Source organism: Clostridium bornimense, assembly GCF_018917145.1.
GTDB classification, from domain to species: Bacteria; Bacillota; Clostridia; order Clostridiales; family Clostridiaceae; genus Clostridium_AN; species Clostridium_AN bornimense_A.
This window is the reverse complement of sequence record NZ_JAHLOD010000055.1, coordinates 1-21,867: the sequence shown is the minus strand read 5'-3', so window position 1 is coordinate 21,867 and position 21,867 is coordinate 1. Positions and strand designations below refer to the sequence as shown.

Here is a 21,867-nt window from a genome sequence, read left to right as displayed (position 1 = left end):
GACATTTAGGAGTAATTCTATACAGTCTATATAATTTCCAGTAATCTTTAGCATATTGTAGTGAATTTTATTACTGGAAATACATATTAAATTCACTACAAAATTAATTATACGAGGAGAAATGATATGTCAAAAGTAATAGTAATTGGCGGTGGCCCAGCTGGAATGATGGCGGCATTAGAAGCAGCAAAATATAATGAAGTAGTATTAGTAGAAAGAAATAATGAGTTAGGTAAGAAATTAAAATTAACTGGTGGTGGAAGATGCAACATTACCAATAATAGATATATAGAGGAATTTTTTGATAAAGTAGTTACAAATAATAAATTTTTATATAGTGCCTTTTATACTTTTACAAATGAAAATCTTTTAAAGTATTTTAGTGATAGAGGGTTAAATTATAAAGTAGAATATGATGAAAAAGTATATACTATGAGCGATAAAGCTGATGAAGTAATTGAAATTTTAAAGAAGGATTTAGATAAAAGTAAAGTTAAAGTTATTTACGATGCTAAAGTTATAGATTTAATAGTAGAAGAAGATGTTGTAAAAGGTATAGTTATAGAAGGAGGAAAAAGTATTTTCGGTGAAAAAGTTATAGTTACTACTGGAGGAAAAAGTGTGCCAAACACAGGATCTGATGGTTCAATGTATCATATATTAGAAAAGTATGGCCATAGTATCACACCATTATATCCTGCATTAATTCCATTAGTTACAAAAGATGGGTTTGTAAAAAAATTACAAGGCGTATCGATGAAAGATGCAGTTTTTAGTACTAAAATAAAGAAAAAGAAGATAGAAATACAAGGTGATATGATATTTACTCATTTTGGTATATCAGGACCTGGTGTTTTAAAGTTATCATCATATATTAATAAGGCTTTAGTTAATGAAGAAGTAGAGGTATCAGTAGATTTTCTAAAAGAATGGAGCAGAGAAAAATTATCAAAGCAAATAAGATCTAATTCAAATAAGACTATCATTAATAACTTAAGGGGATTGTTACCTCAAAACTTCTTAAAAGAGATTTTATCTATGGTAGGGGTATTGGAAACGAAAGCTAGTGATTTAAAAAAGGAAGATGAAAATAAAATTATTAGCTATATAAAAGAGATGAAATTAACAATTATAGAAACTTTGAGTATAAAAGCTGCTATGGTAACTAGCGGTGGCGTTAAGGTTAAAGAAATTAATGCGTCAACAATGGAATCGAAAATTATAAGCAATATGTATTTTGCAGGGGAAGTTATAGATATAGATGCTGAAACAGGAGGATATAATTTGCAAATTGCATTTTCAACAGGATATTTGGCAGGAAATAGTACAAAAGCGGTTACAAGTTAAAGTTATTAATGCTATTATATGGTATAATGTATTAAAAGTAACTAATAGGGGGAAGAAGTGGAATGAAAAAAGGTGTAAAAATAGCAATAGCTATTTCTGGAACAGTAGCTATAATTTTAGCTGTTGGTGGTACTATTTTTTATGTAAATAAGAATAAGTATAATCCAGAAACAGTTTTAGAAGAATACACGAAATTGATTAATGAAAAAAAGTATGAAGAAATGTACTCAAAAACAACAAAAGGAAGTAAAAGTAATATATCAAAAGAGGATTTTGTAAAGAGAAACAAAAATATATATGAAGGTATTGAAGCAACAAATGTTAAGAATAAAGTTTTAAAAGTTAAGAAAGACGGATCAGATTATAATGTTACATATAAATCTACAATGAATACTGTTGCTGGAGAAGTGGAATTTACAAATACTGCAGTGATAAGGAAGGATGACGGTATCGAATGGTCATCTAAGATGATTTTCCCAGACCTAGGTAGTAGTGATAAAGTAAGAGTTAATGATACAAAAGCAAAGCGTGGTAGCATTTTGGATAAGGATGGTAATGTTTTAGCTGAGGATGGTACTATTAGTGAAGTTGGTATTGTTCCAGGTAAGTTAGGGGATACAAAAGAAGATAATATCAAAAAAATCGCAAATCTTTTAGATGTAAGCGAGGAATATATAAATACTGAAATTACTGCATCATATGTGCAAGATGATACTTTTGTTCCTATAAAAGATATTTCAGCTTCAGATGAAAAAGTTACTGAATTACTTAATGTACCAGGAGTAATGATTAATGATAAAGAAGCTAGAGTATATCCATTAGGTAGTGAAGCAGCACATTTAACAGGATATGTTCAAAATATTACAGCTGATGAATTAGAAAAGAATAAAGGAAAAGGATATTCATCAAGTTCAGTTATTGGAAAAGTAGGATTAGAGAAAGCCTATGAAGATACATTAAGAGGAACAGATGGTGTAGAAATATATATTGAAGATAAAGATGGTGAAAAGAAGAATGTAGTAGCATCATCAAAACTTAAAGATGGAGAAGATGTTACAGTTACTATTGATAGTAATATGCAAAAACTGTTATATGGACAATTAGAAAGTGATAAAGGATTTGCTGTAGCGATGAATCCTAATACAGGAGAAGTGTTAGCAATGGTAAGTACACCATCCTATGATCCTAATGATTTTATTTTAGGAATATCCGATAGCAAATGGTCAGAACTTAATAATGATGATAAAAAGCCTTTATTTAATAGATTTCAAAGTACTTTTGCACCAGGTTCATCTTTTAAACCAATAACTGCAGCTATAGGTCTAGAAAATAAATCTATTGATGCTACTGGTTCTAAAAATATAAGTGGTAAGAGTTGGAAAAAAGATAATAGCTGGGGTGATTATTCAATAACAAGGGTTACAGATTATGGAGCAAGTACAAATTTAACAAAAGCAATGGTGTATTCTGATAATATTTATTTTGCACAAGTTGCATTAGATGTTGGAAAGGAAAACTTTGCAAAAGATTTAACTAAAATGGGATTTGGTGAAAAGATACCACTTCAATATGGATTATATTCATCTCAATTTGCTGATGATGATAAATTTAAAGATGATATCCAATTGGCTGATACTGGATATGGTCAAGGGAAACTTTTAGTAAATCCATTACATTTAGCATCTATGTATACTGCATTTTTAAATGATGGTAATATGATGATGCCAACATTAGAAAGTAATAATGCATCAAAAGTATGGAAAGAAAATGTTATGTCAAAAGATACAGCTTCTACAGTATTAAATACAATGGTATCTGTAGTGGAAGATCCAGCTGGAACTGGTCGTGAAGCAAAAATAGATGGACTTACTATAGCGGCAAAGACTGGTACTGCAGAAATAAAGAAAAGTCAAGATGATACAGATGGAACCGAACTTGGATGGTTTGCAGCTATGACTATAAATAAAGATAATAATAATTTATTAGTAGTATCTATGGTTGAAGATGTCAAAGATAAAGGTGGAAGTCATTATGTTATTCCAAAAATTAAAGCAGCTTTAGAAACAGTAAAATAGTAGTTGAGAAAAAGGCCTATCGTATTAATAAATGAAAATTTATTAGCGATAGGTCTTTTTATTGTGGTGAAAATTAGGACATAGGTAGAAGGTATAAAAGAGTTTAATTTTCTACGAGAAAAAAATATCACAAGTTAAGTAGGTTACATATTAAAACATAAATAGATAATATGTTTTATTTTTTTGTATTTAGTGTTGACAATAGAACAAAAAAAAGGTAAAATAACCGTGCAATTGAAAACAATTATCAATTACATTACTTGCTGTAGGAGGACATATGAAAAAGCGTATTTTAATACCTTTATTTATTATATTGGCTTTAATTTCAATTTTTGTAGGTGTTCATGATATTGCAATTATGGACATAATACGTTGTGATACTGATAAATTAAATATATTATCTTTAACAAGAATACCAAGATTAATAAGCATAGTAATAGCTGCTGTTGCAATGAGCATTGCAGGGGTTATTATGCAACAAATTAGTAATAATAAATTTGTATCGCCAACAACTGCGGCAACAGTAGATTCGGCAATGTTTGGTGTCTTAATATCAATGATGATATTTAACAAAGCGACACTTTCACAAAAGATGTTAATGGGATTTATTTTTGCATTAATAGGTACATTCCTATTTATGACTATGTTAAATAAAATAAAAGTTAAAAATATAATCTTTATACCATTGGTAGGAATTATGCTTGGTAATGTTATTGGTTCCATAACAGATTTTTTCGCATATAAATATGATTTAGTTCAAGTTATGAGTTCATTCACTCAAGGGAAATTTTCTATGGTAATAAAAGGTAACTATGAAATGTTATATTTAACAGTACCATTAATAATAATAGCAGCATTATATGCTAACAAGTTTACCATTATTGGGATGGGTGAAGATATCGCATTAAACTTAGGTATTAATTATTCAATGGTATCTAATATTGGACTTATAATAGTAGCTATTTTATCAGCAATAGTTGTTATAACAGTAGGAAATATACCTTTTATAGGATTGATAGTTCCCAATATAGTATCTTTGTTTAATGGTGATAATGTAGCAAAAAATATATGGAACACAGCTTTATTTGGGGCATGTTTTGTACTAATATGCGATATTATAGGAAGAATAATTATTTTTCCATATGAAATACCAATTAGTTTGACAGTTGGGGTTATAGGAAGCATTATATTCCTTTATCTTATCTTTAGGAGGAAGAAAAATGAAGGATAAAAATAAGATTTATCTGCTAATAGGTATTGCTGTATTAGTAGTGTCAATATTCCTATTTCAAGGATTAAATGAGGTGAATTGGAATTATAACTTATCAAAGCGAATTCCAAGAGTTATAGCTATTGTTATAACAGGTGGAACAATAGCCTTTTCATCAATGATATTTCAAACAGTTACAAATAATAGAATATTAACCCCTAGTATATTAGGATTAGATTCCTTATATATGTTTGGTCAAACTATAGTAATATTTTTATTTGGATCAAGCAGCATAATGATGACAAATAGAAAAGTAAATTTTTTATTTTCTTTATTAGTTATGATTATTGGTACAATGATATTATATAAAACAATCTTTAAAAGAGGAAACAATATATTCTTCTTATTGTTAGTAGGTACAGTAATAGGAACTTTACTTAAATCTATGACTTCGTTTATGCAAGTACTTATAGATCCAAATGAATTTGTAAATTTACAAAGTAAGATGTTTGCTAACTTTAATAATGTTAATACTGATATATTAATGATATCTATGATTATAATTTTAATTATTTTTGCAGTAATTTATGATGATATAAAGAAGTTAGATGTAATGTTACTTGGAAGAGATAATGCTATAAACTTAGGAATCGATTATGATAAGTTTTCGAAAAAAATATTATTAGTTGTATCAATACTAGTTGCAGTTTCTACTGCATTAGTAGGACCAGTTACATTCCTGGGATTACTAGTAGTTAACTTAACTTATCAATATTTTAAAACTTATAAACATAGTCTGCTTATAGTAGGAGCAATGCTAATTAGTATTATTGCTCTATTAGGTGGACAAATACTTGTGGAGAGAATTTTTAACTTTAGTAGTACTGTCAGTATAATTATAAACTTTATTGGTGGGATTTACTTTATATATCTTCTTTTGAAGGAGGCTAGAGCATGATTGAGGTAAAAAATTTAGTAAAAAAATATGGAGATAAAGTTGTTGTAAACAATGTATCTTTAGATATAGAAAAAGGAAAAATAACATCTTTAATTGGGCCTAATGGTGCAGGAAAAAGTACGGTCTTATCAATGATTTCAAGAATCATGAGAAGTGATTCCGGTGAGATAAAAATTGATGGAAAGACTTTAGAACAATGGGATACTAAAGAATTATCTAAGAAAATAGCTATTTTAAAACAAACTAATAACATTAATGTTAGATTAACAATAAAGGAAATTGTTAGTTTTGGAAGATATCCTCATTGTGATGGAAAGTTAAAAGAAGAAGATATAAAGTATGTAAATGAAGCAATAGAATACATGAAGCTTAAAGACATAGAAGACAGATATTTAGATGAAATTAGTGGAGGTCAAAGACAAAGGGCATATATTGCTATGGTTATTGCTCAAAATACAGAGTATATACTACTTGATGAGCCACTTAATAATCTAGATATGAAACATTCTGTTGAGATGATGAGAGTATTAAGAAACCTAGTTGATGAATTAGGAAAGACAGTAGTTATAGTAATGCATGATATTAATTTTGCATCAGTATATTCTGATAAGATAGTTATATTAAAAAATGGTGAAGTACTTCATAATGATTGTACAGAAAAGATTATTGATAAAAAAATCTTAGAAGATATATATGAAATAAAATTTGACATCAAGGAAATTGGTGGAAATAAAATATGTATTTATTTTTAATATAGAAGGAGAAGGACATAATTATGAATAAAAAAGTTTTATCAATTGTAGCAATAATAATAGTAGTATTATTAGGATCATACACTTTTATCAACATGAATAAAGGTAAGGCAGATAAAGAGGTAGTTGGAGAAACTATAAAGGTAACACATAGACAAGGGGAAACTGAAGTAAAGAAAAATCCTAAAAGAGTAGCAGTATTAGATTTTGGTTCTATAGATACACTTGATAAGTTTGGTGTTGATGTAATAGCATTACCAAAGAAAGGTTTACCATCATATTTAGAAAAATATAAAGATGATAAGTATATAGATTTAGGATCATTAAAAGAATTCAGTATGGAAAAGTTGAATGAAGCTAAACCAGATTTAATTATTATAGAAGGAAGACAAGCCGAATATTATGATGAGCTTTCTAAAATTGCACCTACTATATTATTAGGTTCAGATGGTACTAAATATTTTGAATCACTTAAGAGTAATGTAACTAATCTAGGAATGATATTTGGAAAAGAAGACTTAGCAGAGAAAAGTATAAAAGATATAGATAGTAAGTTAGAAAAAGTACAAAAGAAAAATGAAGGATCAACTGCTTTAGTATTAATGGTATCAGATGGATCAATGAGTGTATTTGCTGAAGGATCAAGATTTGCAAGTATTTATAGTGATTTTGGATTTAAGTCAGCAGATTCTAACATAGAAGTATCAAATCATGGACAAGATATATCTTATGAATACTTATTAAGTCACAATACTGACTATTTATTTGTAATAGATAGAGGTGCAGTAACAGGTTCAGATAGTGCATCTGCAAAAGATATAGTAGAAAATGATGTTGTTAAGAATACTGATGTATATAAAAAAGGAAATATAGTATACTTAAATCCTGAAGCATGGTATCTTGGAAGTGGGCTAATGTCAACAGATATTATGATAAAGGAAATTGAAGAAGCAATTAAATAATATCATAAAAGACTATCATATTAACGAAGGGGAATTCGAATATGATAGTTTTTTTATTTTCTAATTAAACTAGAATATTAATCACTACGGCAATATCTTTAGGAATAATTTCATTATTTTAATAATATTATTTTAATATAAACAGAAGTTATGGGGTGAGGAGTATGCAAAAGTGTTTTATTTTAGGAAAATATAGTATTGGTTTTAAAGATGATTTTATAAAATATAATGAATTGAAAAGACAGTATATAGAATTATCAAAAAATGCTGCTGCAGAATTTAATGATATGTTTTACAAAGAATCTACTACTATGCAGGATATAAAAGAAAAAGCTTTAAAAAAAGGAAATGACATAATACTAAAAAATGTTGAGGTAGCAGTTAAGTATCTTATAAGTAATGATATTATGGGAATTGATAAGGATACTTTTATGAAAAAATATTACAGTAAATTCTTTACTTTGAATGACGAATTTTCTGATACAATTAATTTTATAAGTAAAGGCTCAAATATAAAAGAAGTGGCCCAATTTATAATAAATTCTGTAGGTAGTGTTATAGGTGATAGTTATAACAAGAACAATTATATAAGAGATATGTTAGAACGATTGTCAAATTCTATTGAAGATAATGTTTTTAAGATTCATTATGGTTTAGTAGATGCTATGAGAGAAAATAGGAAAGAGTATATATCAAAATATATAGAGGAAGATAATGTAAAGGTATCTCGTGCATTACTAAATAATTTTAGAGATGGATTAATTCCTGTAGAAAAGGAAGAATTAGTTGTAAAAGAAATAATTGATAAAAATCCTTATAATAAAGAATTATATATATATTTATTAAATTCTGGTGTTGCTAGTAAAAAGGAAATTTATGAGATAATAGAGTTTTTATCTATAGATATGTCAGAAGAAAAATCCAAAGAAAAAGAAGAGAGAACTGTTGATGGAATAGTTTTTGATACAATAGAAGAAGCAATGGTAGCTAAAGATGAGTTGAAGAGGATAGAAGATATTGAAAATAAAGTTAATGTAGAAAGTGAAGATGATTACAAAAAGATTATTGAAGAAATAGTAAATGGTGATTATAAGACCATAATAAAGGACAAACACATATTAGAATTGAATGAAAAGTTGGCTAATACAATCGAAAAAGAAGATCGAGAAATTGTGGAGAAATATTATAATACGTTAGTTTTTTTAGATCAAGAAAGTATGAAGCGAGGAATAGCTAAGATTAGAAATCTTGATATAAGAACCAAACAGGTAAAAGAGGAGAAAATACGATATATTGTAAATAGATCTGAAAAGATTATAAAGAGACATAGAATACTATTAGAGCGAGCTAAAAGGTATGAAGTTAGAGTTAAAACATTAAAAACATTGCCAAAGGAGGAAAAGAACGCTTTAATAAGAATAATATCAAAGACTATAGAAAAAGGTAATGATATTATAGAGGATTTGCAAGAGAGAAGTGAGAGGGAAGCTTGGAAATTCATAACAAATAATGGTAGAAGATCTATTGAGGATGTAGAAGAAAATAGAATTTAGATAAAAGGGGGTGTTGTATTGACAGCCCCTTTGTTTAAGTCTCATAGATTTATATGATTATGAATATATTTATTATGGAATAATATTATTTAGTTGGAGTTAAGATATGAATAAAGTTGCTTTAGTTTTATCTGGAGGAGGCGGAAAAGGAGCCTACGAAATAGGAGTCTGGAAGGCTTTAAAAGAGTTTGGTATAGATAAAAAAATTACAGCGATTGCAGGTACTTCCGTAGGTGCTTTAAATGCTGCATTATTTCTTCAAGGGGACATAGATATTGCAGAGGAGGTTTGGAGAAATATATCAAACGAAAAAATATTAAAGATAGATAAGGCAGAAATTTTAAAAAAACTATTGATAGAAACAGGAGTAACATCTTCTATTGCTAATGCTTATTTAATTAGCAAAGGAAAAACAGGGGTATTTTCTAGGGATGGATTACTGGAGATAATGGAAAAGTATGTAGATTTAAATACAGTATCACAATCTAAAGTACAATGTTTTATTAGTTGCTGCGAAATACCTAAAAAAGTGGTGAAATATTTTAAAATAAATAATAAGAGTGAGGAGAGAATTAAGGATATATTGTTAGCATCATCAGCATTACCAGTTATATATGATAATGTTATTATTGATGGAAAAAGATATATAGATGGGGGAATAGTGGATAATACCCCTGTAAAACCTTTGTATGATATAGGATATAGGACAATTATAGTTGTACATTTAAACAATGATAATATAGTTAAGGATACAGATTTCCCAGGGATAAATATGTTTCAGATAATACCTAAAACATCACAAGGTAATTTTATAAGTGGTACTTTAGATTTTGATAAGGAACATGCTGAAATAAGAATGAATCAAGGATATGAAGATACTTATAAACTTATACGACCGTTTTATGATATAGGACTTATTAAGGATAGAATCATAGATATCAATATGTGAAAAGAGAGAAATAGAATGTCAGGGCACAAGTATGAAGGCACAAGGCACAGGTATATATCAGTGCATAGTGGTGGATGAAATTGTAAGTGAGACATTTTTTTGTATATACTAAGATAGTTTCCTTAAGATATTTGTATTTTATATAGAACTATCACGAGGGGCTAATGAAGGCGATGCTTTCATGTAGATTGGAGTGGGAACCCATGATTTATGAAAACAACACTTAAGTATAACAGTTATATATATATGCACTAAACATATATATAAATATAATTGTGATTTTAGCCGTCCACAGGACTATAATATTTTCTATGCAAGGGAAAACCAACTTTACTTGTGCCATAATAAAAGGAGGTATCGCTAACAACTTTTGTTAATGCGATACCTCCTTTTTAATTTAAATAAGTCTTCTTGCAAAGCTATATCCATGTGCTGCAGATAAGTTTGAGTATTTTACAACATCTCCTGTTTGAGGGGCATGAATATATAAGCCATTTCCTACATATATCCCAACGTGATAAGTACTTCCTGGTGTACCAAAGAACACTAAATCACCAGGCTCTTCTTGACCTTTTGGAACATATCGACCTAGAGTTTCTTGATTATATGTAGGTGCAGGAGCATTTATACCAACTTTTCCAAAGACGTATTGAACAAATCCAGAACAATCAAAAGAATTTGGACCTTTTGCACCCCAAGCATAAGGTTTACCTAGATGATTTGCTGCTTCAGATAGCACTGCCATTGCTGTAGCATTATTTGTATCGCCACCTCTTGAAGCAATATTGGCAGAGGCGATAGTTGCTGTACTTTGTCTTAAGTTAAGTGCTGATTCATTGTTAGCATCATTGACATAAGCTAATTCAGATGAATATCTAATTTTTAATTCATTAGCTTCTGCTAATAGTTTTTCCTGATTAGATTTTTCCTTTTCTGTTTCAGATATTTGTGCTGTTAGCTTTTTATTTAATGAGTTAAGTTTTTTAAGTTCTTTATTGTAAACAGATTGCTCTTTTTCTAATTTATTTTTATTGTCTCTTATATTATCTATAATAAGTTTCTCGTATTTTGATACCTTTTCAATAGTAGTAGCTCTTTCAATAAGGTCACCTACAGTTTTTGAATTAGTTAATACTTCAATAGCAGGCTCATTCCCATTTTTATAAACAGCTCTAACTCTAGCTTTGAAATCGTCTTCATTATCTTTAAGTAATGAGTATATTACATCTATTTCGGATTGCTTTTCATTAATTGCTTTTGATTTCTCGTCTATAGATGCTTTTGTATCTTCTTGTTTAGATAATAATAGGTTTATTTTCTCATCTAATTCTTGTATATTAGAATTCGCTTTATCAACTTTAGTTAATATTTCTTGATACTCATTTAATATTGGAGTTGCATTAACTGATTCTCCCATATCTTCCATAGCAATCAATAAAGCAGCTGCTATTATAAGTGATAGATATTTTCTTTTCATTATTTATCTCCCCCAAAAATTAATTTTTATATCTCGAATGCATAATCTTTACAATTATATTTTTATAATTCTTTATGAAGATATAATGAAGAGACAATTATACCACTATAAACTTGTTGGGAATACTATATATCACAATTCTACATTTGGTGAAGAATTGTGATGTAAAATAGAAAAGGCTTAAAGTAAATATATAAAATCTTAAAAAGTTTTGTAATAACAATACAATTTATCCTAAATAAACAAGGTCATATATAATATAGAAAAGTAAAAAAATATATAAAAATCTTTTATTATTTTTTATAGTAAAACATTAATAAGATGATTATCCTGGGAGATACTACTTTTGTAGGTAATAAATAAATGGCATAAATAAAATTAGGAGGATATGTATGATGAAGTTTTTACGAAAGAAGAATAGAAAAATAATTAGTGGTATTTTAATTTTATCATGGATTTTCACAGTATTTTTTAGTAATGACGCTTTAGGAAATACAAACGATGATTTAAAAGTATATTATTTAGATGTTGGTCAAGGTGATGCAATGTATATAAAGATAAATGATTACGACATTTTAATAGATGCTGGACCTAGGAGTAATGTAGAACATTTAATGAAACAATTAGAAAAAAAGAATATAGACGATTTTGAAATAGTTATTGCTACTCATCCTCATGAAGATCATATAGGAGGGATGACAGAAGTTTTTGATAGATATAAGGTAAAGGAATTTTATATGCCACCGGTAGTACACACAACGGAGACATTTAGATCAATGTTAAATGCCATAGTAAAGGAAGGGATTAAAGCTAAGCCAATAAAAGAAGGAACTCATTTTGATTTAGGTTGTAATGCAACTATAGACGTATATTCTCCAATAGAAAGTGTTTATGAAGATCTTAATGATTACTCAACAATAATGAAGTTAACATATGGTGATGTAAAGTTAATATTTGCAGGTGATGCTGAATCATATGCTGAAAGAGCTGTTGTAAAAAAACATTCAAAAGAATTGAAAGGTGACGTTTTAAAATTTGCACACCATGGATCAAGAACTTCATCAACTGATGAATTCATAAAAGCTGTATCTCCAAAGTATGGAATTATATGTTGTGGTGAAAATAACAACTATGGTCATCCTCATAAAGAAACAAAAGATATAATTTCAAAGTATGACATTGACACATTTAGGACAGATAAGCATGGAGAAATAGAATTAACTTCAGATGGGAAAAATATATCAATTAAAACTGAAAAATAATTACTTTTGTTTTATGTAAATATTATTAAAAATAAAGTATAATAGTAAATGTGTATTTTTATTTAAATTTACAAAAAAACAAAAGGTTAGGGGATTAAGAATGAAAAGGAACAGAATAACATATTTTATGTGTATAATTATAGCTATAATTTTGACTATAATGATAGAAAATTATAAAAATGTTTTGCCTTTATCTATTGGTAATTATTTAGGGAATGTTTTGAAAGCACTTATAATATATCTATTTATAGCATTTATATTTAAGAAAATATCCGCCATTAATATTTCAGTTATTTCAATGCTAATTTGTAGTTGTTTTTCTATTTCTAATTTGTGTGAAATTCCATGGGTAGATAATATTAAAAATACATCTATTGGGTTATTCATATTAGGAAATAGTTTTGTATACACTGATTTAATTTGTTATCTAGTAGGGGTGATTCTTGGATTTGTTTTAGAAATGTTACTTTTAGTATCAAAAAAGTAGTATAATATTGTTTTTAGAAACTTATCAGAGGTAGTGTGAGATGGGGAATAAAGTAAGTAATTTTATAGGACATTTTAAAACAATAACAAATCATAAATTATTAGTTATGAAATATTGTTTTAAGGTAGGTTTATATAAGCAAGGAATTTTACATGATTTATCAAAATACACATGGGTTGAATTTTCTGCTGGTGTAAAGTATTATAAAGGAACTGTAAGTCCTAATGGAATACAAAAGATAAAAGAAGGTTATTCTAAAGCATGGCTACATCATAAAGGACGAAATAAGCATCATTTTGAATATTGGATAGATTATGGCTTAAAAGAAGAAGAAGGATTAAAAGGAATGAAGATGCCATTAAATTATGTTGTAGAAATGTTTATTGATAGAATGTGTGCGTCTAAAAACTACTTAAAAGATAAATATAGGGATAATAGTCCATTAGAGTATTACGATGCTAGGAAAGAATATTATGTTATGGATGAAGGTACTAGAAGTCTTTTGGAATATTTACTTAATATGTTATCAGAGCGAGGAGAGATTTTAACTTTAAGATATATTAAAGAAATTTTAAATAATAGTAATGACAAACTGCTGTACTAATAGGTGTAGCAGTTTTTTTTATATAGATATTCTTTAAAAACATTAGGAGAGAACTTTAAAATGGAATATAAAGTAAGAATAAAACGTAAAATGTAGAAAAAAGTCATAAAATGGGTTTACGTTTATAATGAATTCCTTTATAATGGAAATAGTAAAAGGGGGGTATCTAATGAATAATAGAAAAAATATTATAATTATATTGATGATATCAATAATAATATCATTATTGCCATTGAAAGAAAATTTAGTTTTAGCTGCTACAGATTATCCTGTACAAGAAATGGAGATAGCTACTTTAGATGGATATAAGTTAGCTGTTTCAGGGAATCAAGATGGTTCTTTATTAAAGGTAGTAAGTGGTAATGGTGAACAAAATGAAAGATGGAAGTTCACATATGTTAATGGTGGATATTTCAAGTTAGTAAATCAAGATACAGGAAGATTAATATCAACTACGTCTTGGACAGTTTCATCTAATGCAAAATGTATAACCTATGGTGATGCTAATAAGCAGGAGCAATGTTGGATAATAGAAGGTGTTGATAAAGATTCTTTAGGTAATTATATAACTTATAAGATAAAAAATTATAAAGATTCATCAATGGTTTTAACAAGCAATGGGGTTGATAAACAAGTTACATTAACAAAATATACTGGTGCTGATAATCAAAAATGGAGATTAAATAGTGCAGGTCTTGAAGGATTTGCTGGATATAGCAAGAGTATGGATGGTAAATATAAAGCAGGAACAATTGGTGGGGTATTAGGAGAAACTGTTATGGTATCAACTTTTGATGAATTTCAAAAGTATTCTCTAGGTGACGATTCGAGAACAATAGTTATTACCAAAGATATAGTTAAAAATTCATTAACAAAAGTTAAAGTAGGTAAAAACAAAACTATAATTGGTGCTTATGGAGTTTCTTTGACTAACTTATATTTTTATCTAGATCAGACTTGCAATTCTGGTAATTTAATAATGAAAAATTTACAAATAAAACATTCAGATACTATAAATGAGAATAATGATATTCCAATCTATATAAGTGTAGGAACAAATTTTTGGATAGATCATTGTACTTTAGAAGGTCATGATCTTACTAAAAATACATCATTACATTCTAAGGATGTTGATAAACTTATTTATGTAGGTGTTAAAGCGGATTATATTACAGTATCTAACTCTAAGTTTACAGGACATAAATATGGTTTAATATTAGGGTACCCATCAGATGATGAATCTGCAAAAGCAACATACACAGGATATCCTAGAATGACAATATCAAATAACTTTTTTAAAGATGTACAAACTAGAGCACCAGGGCTAATGAGATATGGTTATTTTCATAGTTATAATAACTATATAGAATCAGCAAAATTAGGTTATACATCTTGTACAAATGCAAATATTTATTCAGAAAAGAATTATTTTAATAATTGCAAAAATAATGGATTAGTTGATGATTATGGAACTGGATATTTTACTGATGAAGGAAGCTATCCAACAGTAACAGCATCTAAATCTAAGGCTACATCATGGAGACCTAAAAATAATTATACATATAATACTATGCAAACAAATAAGCTTAGAGAGTATGCTGAAAAGTATGCTGGTGCACAAAATTCTAAAACTAAAATTAATTATAGTACTTATAAATCTCCAGGAGTACAATCATCAAACTATGTAGTTACGTCTAAAACATCCAGTAATACGTCAAATACAACTACATCAAGTGATTTAATTGATGGTGGTATCTATTATATAAAGAATGTAAATAGTAATAAATACTTAGATGTATACAATGGAATTTACAAAAATAATACTAATGTTCAACAACATCCAGGTAATGGTGAAAAGGCACAAAGATTCAAGGTAGTATCTGCAGGCAATGGATATTATAAGTTAGTATCTCAAGTAGGAAATGCTGATAAAGTTCTTGATGTAAGTAAGAAAAGTAATAAAAATGGAGCTAATATTGCTATTTATAGTGATAATTCTGGAGAAAATCAGAAGTTTAAAATAACTAGCTTAGGTAATGGAAAATATACAATAGCCACCAAAATATCTAAAGGAAAATCTGTGGTTGAAGTGAAAGATGGAAGTACCGCAAAAAAGGCAAATGTACAACAATGGGAGAGTAATGGACATAGATGTCAACAATGGAAGTTTGAATTAGTTAAATAGTAAATCCATAAGGAAAAGAACTGGTGCTATGACGATAAGATTTCGAAAGCAGCAGTTCTTTTTACATTAAGTTAGTCTATATATTAAAAATTTATAACGGCTATTTTTTTTATATAATTTGTTTATAGGAATTTCATATATCAATGAAAAAGATGTATTATTTTCAAGATAAAAAATATAATCCTCTGATGGATAATATAATATTATATCTACGCTTCGAGGATAATCTTCTATAGAATATAGTATATTTTGAATTACTTTTATAAATATTTGCTCAGAAAATGGATTGAAAAAGTAAAATTTATTTTCTTTTGAACTTATAGGATAGTTTTCTGCTAAAGTATTTATAAATTTAATAGAACTAGTAGTGTTTTTATGTTTCTTATTAAAAGATTTAATATTATCGAGAGCACAATTATAGTAATAAGGATTCATTTCTATACCGACACTACTGCAACTATAAAAGTAATTACAATAAAAACTAAGACGTCCTTTACCGCAACCAAAATCAACAAGAGTATCAGTTTTAGATAAAGAATATTCCTTAAAGAGTAGTTCAAGTGCCTCGTAGGAAGTTGGTTCATAAACATTATAATGGATGGAACTATTATATTTTTTTTGTTCACCTGTGGTGGTTATATTTAGTAATTTTTCAAAGTGATGGTCGTTCATTAGTATTCCTTTCTTGATATATAATATATATAATTATTTATTATATATTACAATGTGAGATATTAAAATATTATATATAAAAAGCTAAAGAATAGATTATGATAAAGTTAATTCACAATTTACTATTTGCAAATTGTGAATTATTTAAGAAAACAAATCACTATTTTTTTCTACAACAGTTATTTAGCACTGTATCTAATACACAAGTATTAGCATTAACAAGATAACTATTCATGTTAAATAAGTAACTAGAATAATATAATATAGTGAACCAATACATAAATATCAATAAGAAAATAGTGGATTGGTTTTGACAGAAGAATCCATTTATTAACCCTTGATTGTTCCAGTTATTCACAGAATTAAGTGTAGCTAAATCATTTATTGCATTTGTTGCATTTGTTGCATCTGTCGATGTATTATTGATGCAATTTGAAACTCCGTTTAGATTGTCTAAGAAATTATAATCTTCCATAAACTGCTCCTAGAAAATATTGCTCTATATATAATATGGAAAAGTTTTGAGGGTGACACATATAAATAGATAAGAAGAAATGAAAAATATTGAAAAATATGATATTATTAACATGGGTTGTAAAGATTAATTTATATCAATATAGTTAGTGAGGTAAAATGAATGAAGTTTAAAATTAACAAGTGGTGGGTTAGCGTTATTGTATGTGCTATAATTATTATTTCATATATGGGCATATCTATATTTTTTGCAAACAAGTTCTATTTTGGATCTAAGATAAATTCTATTAACGCTACAGGAAAGACTGTTGATGAGGTTAATAGTGAAATTGAAAAAAATATTCAGTTATATACTTTAAAAATAGAAGGCAGAGATAAATTTGAATCAGAGATAAAGGGAACTGATATTGGACTTAAATATAAGTCAGGGGAAAAAGTAAAAAGAATAAAAGAAGAACAAAATCCGTTTGGTTGGATAAAGGGAATATTTCATGGAACAGATGTTACAGTATCTGAAATAGTTGAATATAATGAAGATATGTTAAAAGAGGAAATTGATAAACTACAATGCTTTAATGATGCAAATGTAGTTGAACCTAAAAATCCCACTTTTAAATATAATGATAAAGGTTATGAAATTATAGATAAAGTTGATGGAAATAAGGTTAATAAAGATGTATTGATTAAGAAAATATCAAAATCTATAATAGAGGGAAAAAGAAATTTTAATTTAGATAAAGAAGGATGTTATGAAAAACCTCAATATACAAAAGACTCAAAAGAGGTTAAGAAAGCAAAGGATATTTTAGATAAATATTGTAGTTCAAAAATAACATACGATCTTAATGGTAAAAAAGAAGTTTTAGATGGTTCCGTTATAAATGAATGGATTACTGTTGATGATAGTTATGATGTTAATGTAAATAAAGATAGTATTATAAATTATGTTGATACTTTAGCTGCGAAATGTAATACAATAGGTGATACAAGAAAATTTAAATCTTCTTTAGGAAATATGGTAGAAGTACACGGAGGAAATTATGGAACTGTGTTAGATAAGTCTGGAGAAGTATCATTTTTACAAAATGCTATTACTGATGGACAAGTTACTTCTAGAACTCCAGAATATTTACAAACAGCTTTTGCCAAAGGTACTGATGATATAGGTAATACTTATGTAGAAGTTAATCTTGGTACCCAACATATATGGTTTTATAAAAATGGACAACTTATAACAGAAGGTGATGTTGTAACTGGAAATGTTACTAATAATTGTGCTACACCAGCTGGAGTATATAGATTAAATTATAAGGAAAGAAATGCAACGCTAAGAGGAGAAAATTATGAAACACCAGTAAGTTTTTGGATGCCGTTTAATGGTGGTATAGGAATTCATGATGCTACATGGAGATCTGCTTTTGGAGGAAATATATATTATAATGGTGGTTCACATGGTTGTGTAAATGCTCCTTATGATGTGGCAAATGCAATATTTAATAATATTGAACCTGGAACTCCTGTTGTATGTTATTCTTAATATGTAATTATATAAAAGGGGCTGTCGCACAAAGAAGTTAGAGATCAGAGTGCGGCAGTTTTTTCAGCAAAATAGAATATCAGGGCACAAGGCACAGGTATATATCAGTGCACAGGTGTCAGTGCACAATGCACAGTGATAGATGAAATTCCCTTTGGGGGAATTTCTGAAATTTTAAGTGATACAATTTTGTGTTATAGTATAGGCTAGTTTTTTAAGATATTGGTGTTTCAGATATAACTGTTACGGGGAACTAATGAAGGCTGTGCCTTCATGTAGCTTGAACTAGAAGCTCTTGATTCGTAAAAAACAACATTTAAGTATAACAGTTCTATATATGCACTAAATACATCTATAAATACAGTTGTACCTTTAGCCGTCGGCAGGACTAAAATATTTTTCCTTTAGGGAAAGTTAATCTTACTTGTGCCCTGTGCCATCTAACTTGTGCCTTGACCTTTGCCATAATAAAAAGGAGGTATCGCAAGCAGATTTTCATTTGTTAATGTGATACATCCTTTTTTGAATTTATTTGTAATATAGAGCATACTTTCATTAATATAAATTAATAAAATAATTGTTAAAGAGGTAATTGTGAGAAGTACTTTATTTATTAGTGATAGTAAAAGTAATTATAGCAAGAAAATATCGGATGTATTAGCAGTGCTTTTAGGTCCAGGTATAAGTATAGATACTAATTCTATTTCAAAAAATATAAATCGTTATAAGAATATAGTTTTTACTATTTGCATTGGCAGTAATTATATGGCGGAAGAGACTTTATCTTATATAAAAGATATAAAGGAGAATTTAAAAAATAAAAAGATAGCTATGTTAGTTATATTAGAAAATGGAGTCAATATTGAAGAATGTAAAATCAATATTAGAAAAGTTTTAGGAAAGAAACCGGATATACTATCATTTACTATTAATAGGGTAGAAGAAAAAGTATTGTTAGATATAGCCCATAATATAGCAAAGGTAATGAATAAGAATTCTAAGAAAGTTGATGATTTGGCGTATATTTTAGAAAAATTAAAAAGTAAATAGTAAGTAAAGGCAACATTTAGAAAAAGCAGTGTTGCCTTTTAATTTTGACCTAGGAATAATATTCAAAAGTATACATATTAATATAAAAAATGACAAAATTTACGAAAGTCATGTTGACATATATAGAAAAAGGTGGTAAATTAGTATTTGTAATGAAAATTAAGTCATAATGTGTCATAAAGGAGAGAAAAAGATGAAAGGTATTAACAAGATAAGCAAATTTTTATTAACTGTAATTTGTTTAAGTAGTATTATTTTTAATATTACAGAAGTAAAAGCAGCAAATGATGGAAAGGTAGTAAAAAGGACATTACCAATAACAGTTAGAGATTTCAATAGTGATTGGAAGATGTTTTCTTACGGAGCAGATTTTACTGATGACAATAATAAGCAAAATGTAATAAAAGATATGGTTGAAGGAATTGATCCTGTAAGTAGAAAATTAATCTTCTCTACTAAAGGATATGATTATGAAGTAAATAGACTTATAAAGAAGAGAAAATTCAAAGAAAATGAAAGAGGTACATTAGAAGAAGCTAAAAAGTTATATGAGCAATTACAAGATGGAAAAGATGTAAAGAAAAAATTACTTTCAACAGCCTATGGATATGCTTACTATTATATGAATAGCTATTTTAAAGATGTTGATGGATTAAATACTATAGTTGATGAAAAAGAATTACCATTATATAGCCGTGGTGAAGATGCTATGGGATATGATAGTTCAAATAAAGATGAAGCTTATGGAAAATGTGGATTTTTTATAGCAGATGGAAAAGGCTTTAATGAGCAAAGAGCACATCAAGTATGTAATGGAAGTCACAATTATCACTTTACTTTAGAGTCACATACTGAGTTTACATATAAAAAAGGTCAATGGTTTGAATTTGCCGGAGATGATGATGTATGGGTATTTATTAATGGTAAGCTTATTGCAGATATTGGTGGTGTACATGCTAAAAAGAGTGTAAAAGTTGAATTAGATAAATTAGAAGACTTGGTGCCTGGTGAAACATACAATTTTGATTTATTCTATATGGAAAGAGGATCTGGAGAATCTAATTTAACTATTGAAACAAATATGGACTTTAGAAATCCTAACTTAAATGTTGAAGAAAATGCATATACTATTGATGCAAATGGAAAAGAAACACCAGCTACTTCTGTATATGCTGGAGAAAAAATATACTATACATTTACAATGACTAATAGTGGAGATTCTACATTAAAAAATATAGAATTTAACAGTAAGTTATTAGGGGTTAAAGTAAATACAAGTGGAATATATAAAGATGGTGCAAAAAAAGATAGTGAAGTTTCTTTTGTTAAAAAAGATTCAAAAGGTAATGTAACATTAAAGACAAATGATTTCAAAGAAGCATTAAGTTCATTAAGTGTAGGTGAAACTATTGTTGTTAAATGCAATAAAGAGTTAAATTATACTGCTACAGAAGATGATGCAAATGCAAAAGAGCCTGTAATTACAAATGAAGTAGTTGGAACAGCAACTTGTGAAGAAAATAAATTAGTTGATGAAGCAGAAGTAAAAGTTAATGTAAAGAAAATTGGGGATTATAACGCTACAATAAAAAATAATGTTAATACTATAGAACGTGATGGAAAAATTATATATGATTGTAATAAAGATAAAGTTGTTCCTAACGTAAAAAAGGATGATAAAGTTACTTTTAAATTCGATGTTACAAATAAGACTGTTGATAAAGATGGTAATCCATTACCTATAAACAAGTTATCTATTTCTGATGCTATAACTCCAAAGGAATATGATAGTGATAAATGGGAATTCTCTTGTGATTCTATTAAGAACTTTGATAGTAATAACTTTGGTTTAGGCGCAAATGAAAAGGTAGAAGTAATCACTAATGAATACATAGTAAAAGAAGATTGTGATAATAGTTTACTTGTGAATATGGTAGTGCTTAATAGATTAGAAAGTAAATTAGATCAAGATTCTGTAAGTTTAGATTATGATAAAAAGATAACTGAAAATGTAAAAGGCGTAACAGATATACCAAATAATGACGATGATAATAATAAGAAAAAAGGATTATTAACAAAAACAGGAGGCCTTTCAGTAACAGTATTTGCTGGAATAGGTATAGTTTTAGTAGCTGCTGGTGCTTTTGTTTGGTTTAAGAAAAAAGATAATAAATAGAAAATAGCTGTTGCACAATGATCTGACTCCTGTCAAGTAGACAATCAAAATAAATAAAAGATATATGATGATGCGACTACGTTGTTAGTCGCATTTATCATGATGCTCTTTTTTTCTTTGCTTCTAATTCTGCTTTA

Annotated in this window: 18 protein-coding genes; 15 read left to right on the top strand and 3 right to left on the bottom strand. The window is 27.9% G+C overall.

Going from position 1 to position 21,867, the window contains the following annotated elements; genetic code table 11:
* Positions 1–126 precede the first annotated feature (126 nt).
* The 8 genes from KQI30_RS14520 to KQI30_RS14485 all read left to right on the top strand — a co-directional run bounded on the left by KQI30_RS14520 (position 127) and on the right by KQI30_RS14485 (position 9,806).
* Complete coding sequence (locus tag KQI30_RS14520; protein ID WP_216464071.1) at positions 127–1,347, top strand: NAD(P)/FAD-dependent oxidoreductase; 1,221 nt, start codon at positions 127–129, stop codon at positions 1,345–1,347.
* A 62-nt stretch (positions 1,348–1,409) separates the two neighbouring features.
* Positions 1,410–3,422, top strand: a complete 2,013-nt coding sequence (locus tag KQI30_RS14515) for a penicillin-binding transpeptidase domain-containing protein (protein ID WP_216464070.1) — start codon at positions 1,410–1,412, stop codon at positions 3,420–3,422.
* A gap of 277 nt (positions 3,423–3,699) precedes the next feature.
* A complete protein-coding gene (locus tag KQI30_RS14510; RefSeq protein WP_216464069.1) occupies positions 3,700–4,653 on the top strand; it encodes an ABC transporter permease in 954 nt (317 codons plus the stop codon).
* Complete coding sequence (locus tag KQI30_RS14505; RefSeq protein ID WP_216464068.1) at positions 4,643–5,590, top strand: iron chelate uptake ABC transporter family permease subunit; 948 nt, start codon at positions 4,643–4,645, stop codon at positions 5,588–5,590. Before KQI30_RS14510 ends, KQI30_RS14505 begins: the two co-directional genes overlap by 11 nt.
* Positions 5,587–6,342 carry an iron ABC transporter ATP-binding protein gene (locus KQI30_RS14500; protein ID WP_216464067.1) on the top strand — a complete coding sequence of 252 codons (756 nt, stop codon included), beginning with the start codon at positions 5,587–5,589 and terminating at the stop codon, positions 6,340–6,342. The genes KQI30_RS14505 and KQI30_RS14500 overlap by 4 nt, the downstream gene beginning before the upstream one ends.
* Before the next feature lie 23 nt (positions 6,343–6,365).
* Entirely contained in the window at positions 6,366–7,304 is a 939-nt protein-coding gene (locus KQI30_RS14495; protein ID WP_216464066.1) for a siderophore ABC transporter substrate-binding protein, read from the top strand.
* A 164-nt stretch (positions 7,305–7,468) separates the two neighbouring features.
* The gene (locus KQI30_RS14490) at positions 7,469–8,857 is read left to right on the top strand and encodes a hypothetical protein (RefSeq protein ID WP_216464065.1); all 1,389 of its coding nucleotides are present in this window, start codon (positions 7,469–7,471) and stop codon (positions 8,855–8,857) included.
* A 106-nt stretch (positions 8,858–8,963) separates the two neighbouring features.
* A complete protein-coding gene (locus KQI30_RS14485) occupies positions 8,964–9,806 on the top strand; it encodes a patatin-like phospholipase family protein (protein ID WP_216464064.1) in 843 nt (280 codons plus the stop codon).
* A 397-nt stretch (positions 9,807–10,203) separates the two neighbouring features.
* Here the strand turns inward: KQI30_RS14485 and KQI30_RS14480 are convergent, their stop codons facing one another.
* On the bottom strand, positions 10,204–11,283 hold the full coding sequence (locus KQI30_RS14480) for a C40 family peptidase (RefSeq protein ID WP_216464063.1): 1,080 nt from the start codon (positions 11,281–11,283) through the stop codon (positions 10,204–10,206).
* 392 nt (positions 11,284–11,675) lie between these two features.
* Here KQI30_RS14480 and KQI30_RS14475 point away from each other — a divergent pair, with 392 nt between their 5' ends.
* From KQI30_RS14475 to KQI30_RS14460, 4 genes are all read left to right on the top strand, one after another.
* The gene (locus tag KQI30_RS14475) at positions 11,676–12,545 is read left to right on the top strand and encodes a ComEC/Rec2 family competence protein (protein WP_216464062.1); all 870 of its coding nucleotides are present in this window, start codon (positions 11,676–11,678) and stop codon (positions 12,543–12,545) included.
* 100 nt (positions 12,546–12,645) lie between these two features.
* Entirely contained in the window at positions 12,646–13,032 is a 387-nt protein-coding gene (locus KQI30_RS14470) for a DUF2809 domain-containing protein (RefSeq protein ID WP_216464061.1), read from the top strand.
* 40 nt (positions 13,033–13,072) lie between these two features.
* Positions 13,073–13,636, top strand: coding sequence for a DUF5662 family protein (locus KQI30_RS14465; protein ID WP_216464060.1), 564 nt, complete (start codon positions 13,073–13,075; stop codon positions 13,634–13,636).
* 169 nt (positions 13,637–13,805) lie between these two features.
* The gene (locus tag KQI30_RS14460) at positions 13,806–15,821 is read left to right on the top strand and encodes an RICIN domain-containing protein (RefSeq protein ID WP_216464059.1); all 2,016 of its coding nucleotides are present in this window, start codon (positions 13,806–13,808) and stop codon (positions 15,819–15,821) included.
* A gap of 66 nt (positions 15,822–15,887) precedes the next feature.
* Here the strand turns inward: KQI30_RS14460 and KQI30_RS14455 are convergent, their stop codons facing one another.
* Positions 15,888–16,493, bottom strand: coding sequence for a methyltransferase (locus KQI30_RS14455; RefSeq protein WP_216464058.1), 606 nt, complete (start codon positions 16,491–16,493; stop codon positions 15,888–15,890).
* A gap of 160 nt (positions 16,494–16,653) precedes the next feature.
* Positions 16,654–16,968 (bottom strand): hypothetical protein, encoded by a 315-nt coding sequence (locus KQI30_RS14450; protein WP_216464057.1) that lies wholly within the window; start codon positions 16,966–16,968, stop codon positions 16,654–16,656.
* Positions 16,969–17,130: 162 nt separating this feature from the next.
* Here KQI30_RS14450 and KQI30_RS14445 point away from each other — a divergent pair, with 162 nt between their 5' ends.
* From KQI30_RS14445 to KQI30_RS14435, 3 genes are all read left to right on the top strand, one after another.
* Complete coding sequence (locus KQI30_RS14445) at positions 17,131–18,504, top strand: L,D-transpeptidase family protein (protein ID WP_216464056.1); 1,374 nt, start codon at positions 17,131–17,133, stop codon at positions 18,502–18,504.
* 594 nt (positions 18,505–19,098) lie between these two features.
* Positions 19,099–19,554, top strand: a complete 456-nt coding sequence (locus tag KQI30_RS14440; RefSeq protein ID WP_216464055.1) for a hypothetical protein — start codon at positions 19,099–19,101, stop codon at positions 19,552–19,554.
* 193 nt (positions 19,555–19,747) lie between these two features.
* The gene (locus tag KQI30_RS14435; protein ID WP_216464054.1) at positions 19,748–21,730 is read left to right on the top strand and encodes a fibro-slime domain-containing protein; all 1,983 of its coding nucleotides are present in this window, start codon (positions 19,748–19,750) and stop codon (positions 21,728–21,730) included.
* Positions 21,731–21,867: the final 137 nt, after the last annotated feature.

What these genes read in the sequence shown, in the direction of transcription:
- KQI30_RS14520 (WP_216464071.1), top strand. Translation starts at nt 127, where the DNA reads ATGTCAAAAGTAATAGTAATTGGCGGTGGCCCAGCTGGAATGATGGCG.
- KQI30_RS14515 (WP_216464070.1), top strand. Translation starts at nt 1,410, where the DNA reads ATGAAAAAAGGTGTAAAAATAGCAATAGCTATTTCTGGAACAGTAGCT.
- KQI30_RS14510 (WP_216464069.1), top strand. Translation starts at nt 3,700, where the DNA reads ATGAAAAAGCGTATTTTAATACCTTTATTTATTATATTGGCTTTAATT.
- KQI30_RS14505 (WP_216464068.1), top strand. Translation starts at nt 4,643, where the DNA reads ATGAAGGATAAAAATAAGATTTATCTGCTAATAGGTATTGCTGTATTA.
- KQI30_RS14500 (WP_216464067.1), top strand. Translation starts at nt 5,587, where the DNA reads ATGATTGAGGTAAAAAATTTAGTAAAAAAATATGGAGATAAAGTTGTT.
- KQI30_RS14495 (WP_216464066.1), top strand. Translation starts at nt 6,366, where the DNA reads ATGAATAAAAAAGTTTTATCAATTGTAGCAATAATAATAGTAGTATTA.
- KQI30_RS14490 (WP_216464065.1), top strand. Translation starts at nt 7,469, where the DNA reads ATGCAAAAGTGTTTTATTTTAGGAAAATATAGTATTGGTTTTAAAGAT.
- KQI30_RS14485 (WP_216464064.1), top strand. Translation starts at nt 8,964, where the DNA reads ATGAATAAAGTTGCTTTAGTTTTATCTGGAGGAGGCGGAAAAGGAGCC.
- KQI30_RS14480 (WP_216464063.1), bottom strand. Translation starts at nt 11,283, where the DNA reads ATGAAAAGAAAATATCTATCACTTATAATAGCAGCTGCTTTATTGATT.
- KQI30_RS14475 (WP_216464062.1), top strand. Translation starts at nt 11,676, where the DNA reads ATGATGAAGTTTTTACGAAAGAAGAATAGAAAAATAATTAGTGGTATT.
- KQI30_RS14470 (WP_216464061.1), top strand. Translation starts at nt 12,646, where the DNA reads ATGAAAAGGAACAGAATAACATATTTTATGTGTATAATTATAGCTATA.
- KQI30_RS14465 (WP_216464060.1), top strand. Translation starts at nt 13,073, where the DNA reads ATGGGGAATAAAGTAAGTAATTTTATAGGACATTTTAAAACAATAACA.
- KQI30_RS14460 (WP_216464059.1), top strand. Translation starts at nt 13,806, where the DNA reads ATGAATAATAGAAAAAATATTATAATTATATTGATGATATCAATAATA.
- KQI30_RS14455 (WP_216464058.1), bottom strand. Translation starts at nt 16,493, where the DNA reads ATGAACGACCATCACTTTGAAAAATTACTAAATATAACCACCACAGGT.
- KQI30_RS14450 (WP_216464057.1), bottom strand. Translation starts at nt 16,968, where the DNA reads ATGGAAGATTATAATTTCTTAGACAATCTAAACGGAGTTTCAAATTGC.
- KQI30_RS14445 (WP_216464056.1), top strand. Translation starts at nt 17,131, where the DNA reads ATGAAGTTTAAAATTAACAAGTGGTGGGTTAGCGTTATTGTATGTGCT.
- KQI30_RS14435 (WP_216464054.1), top strand. Translation starts at nt 19,748, where the DNA reads ATGAAAGGTATTAACAAGATAAGCAAATTTTTATTAACTGTAATTTGT.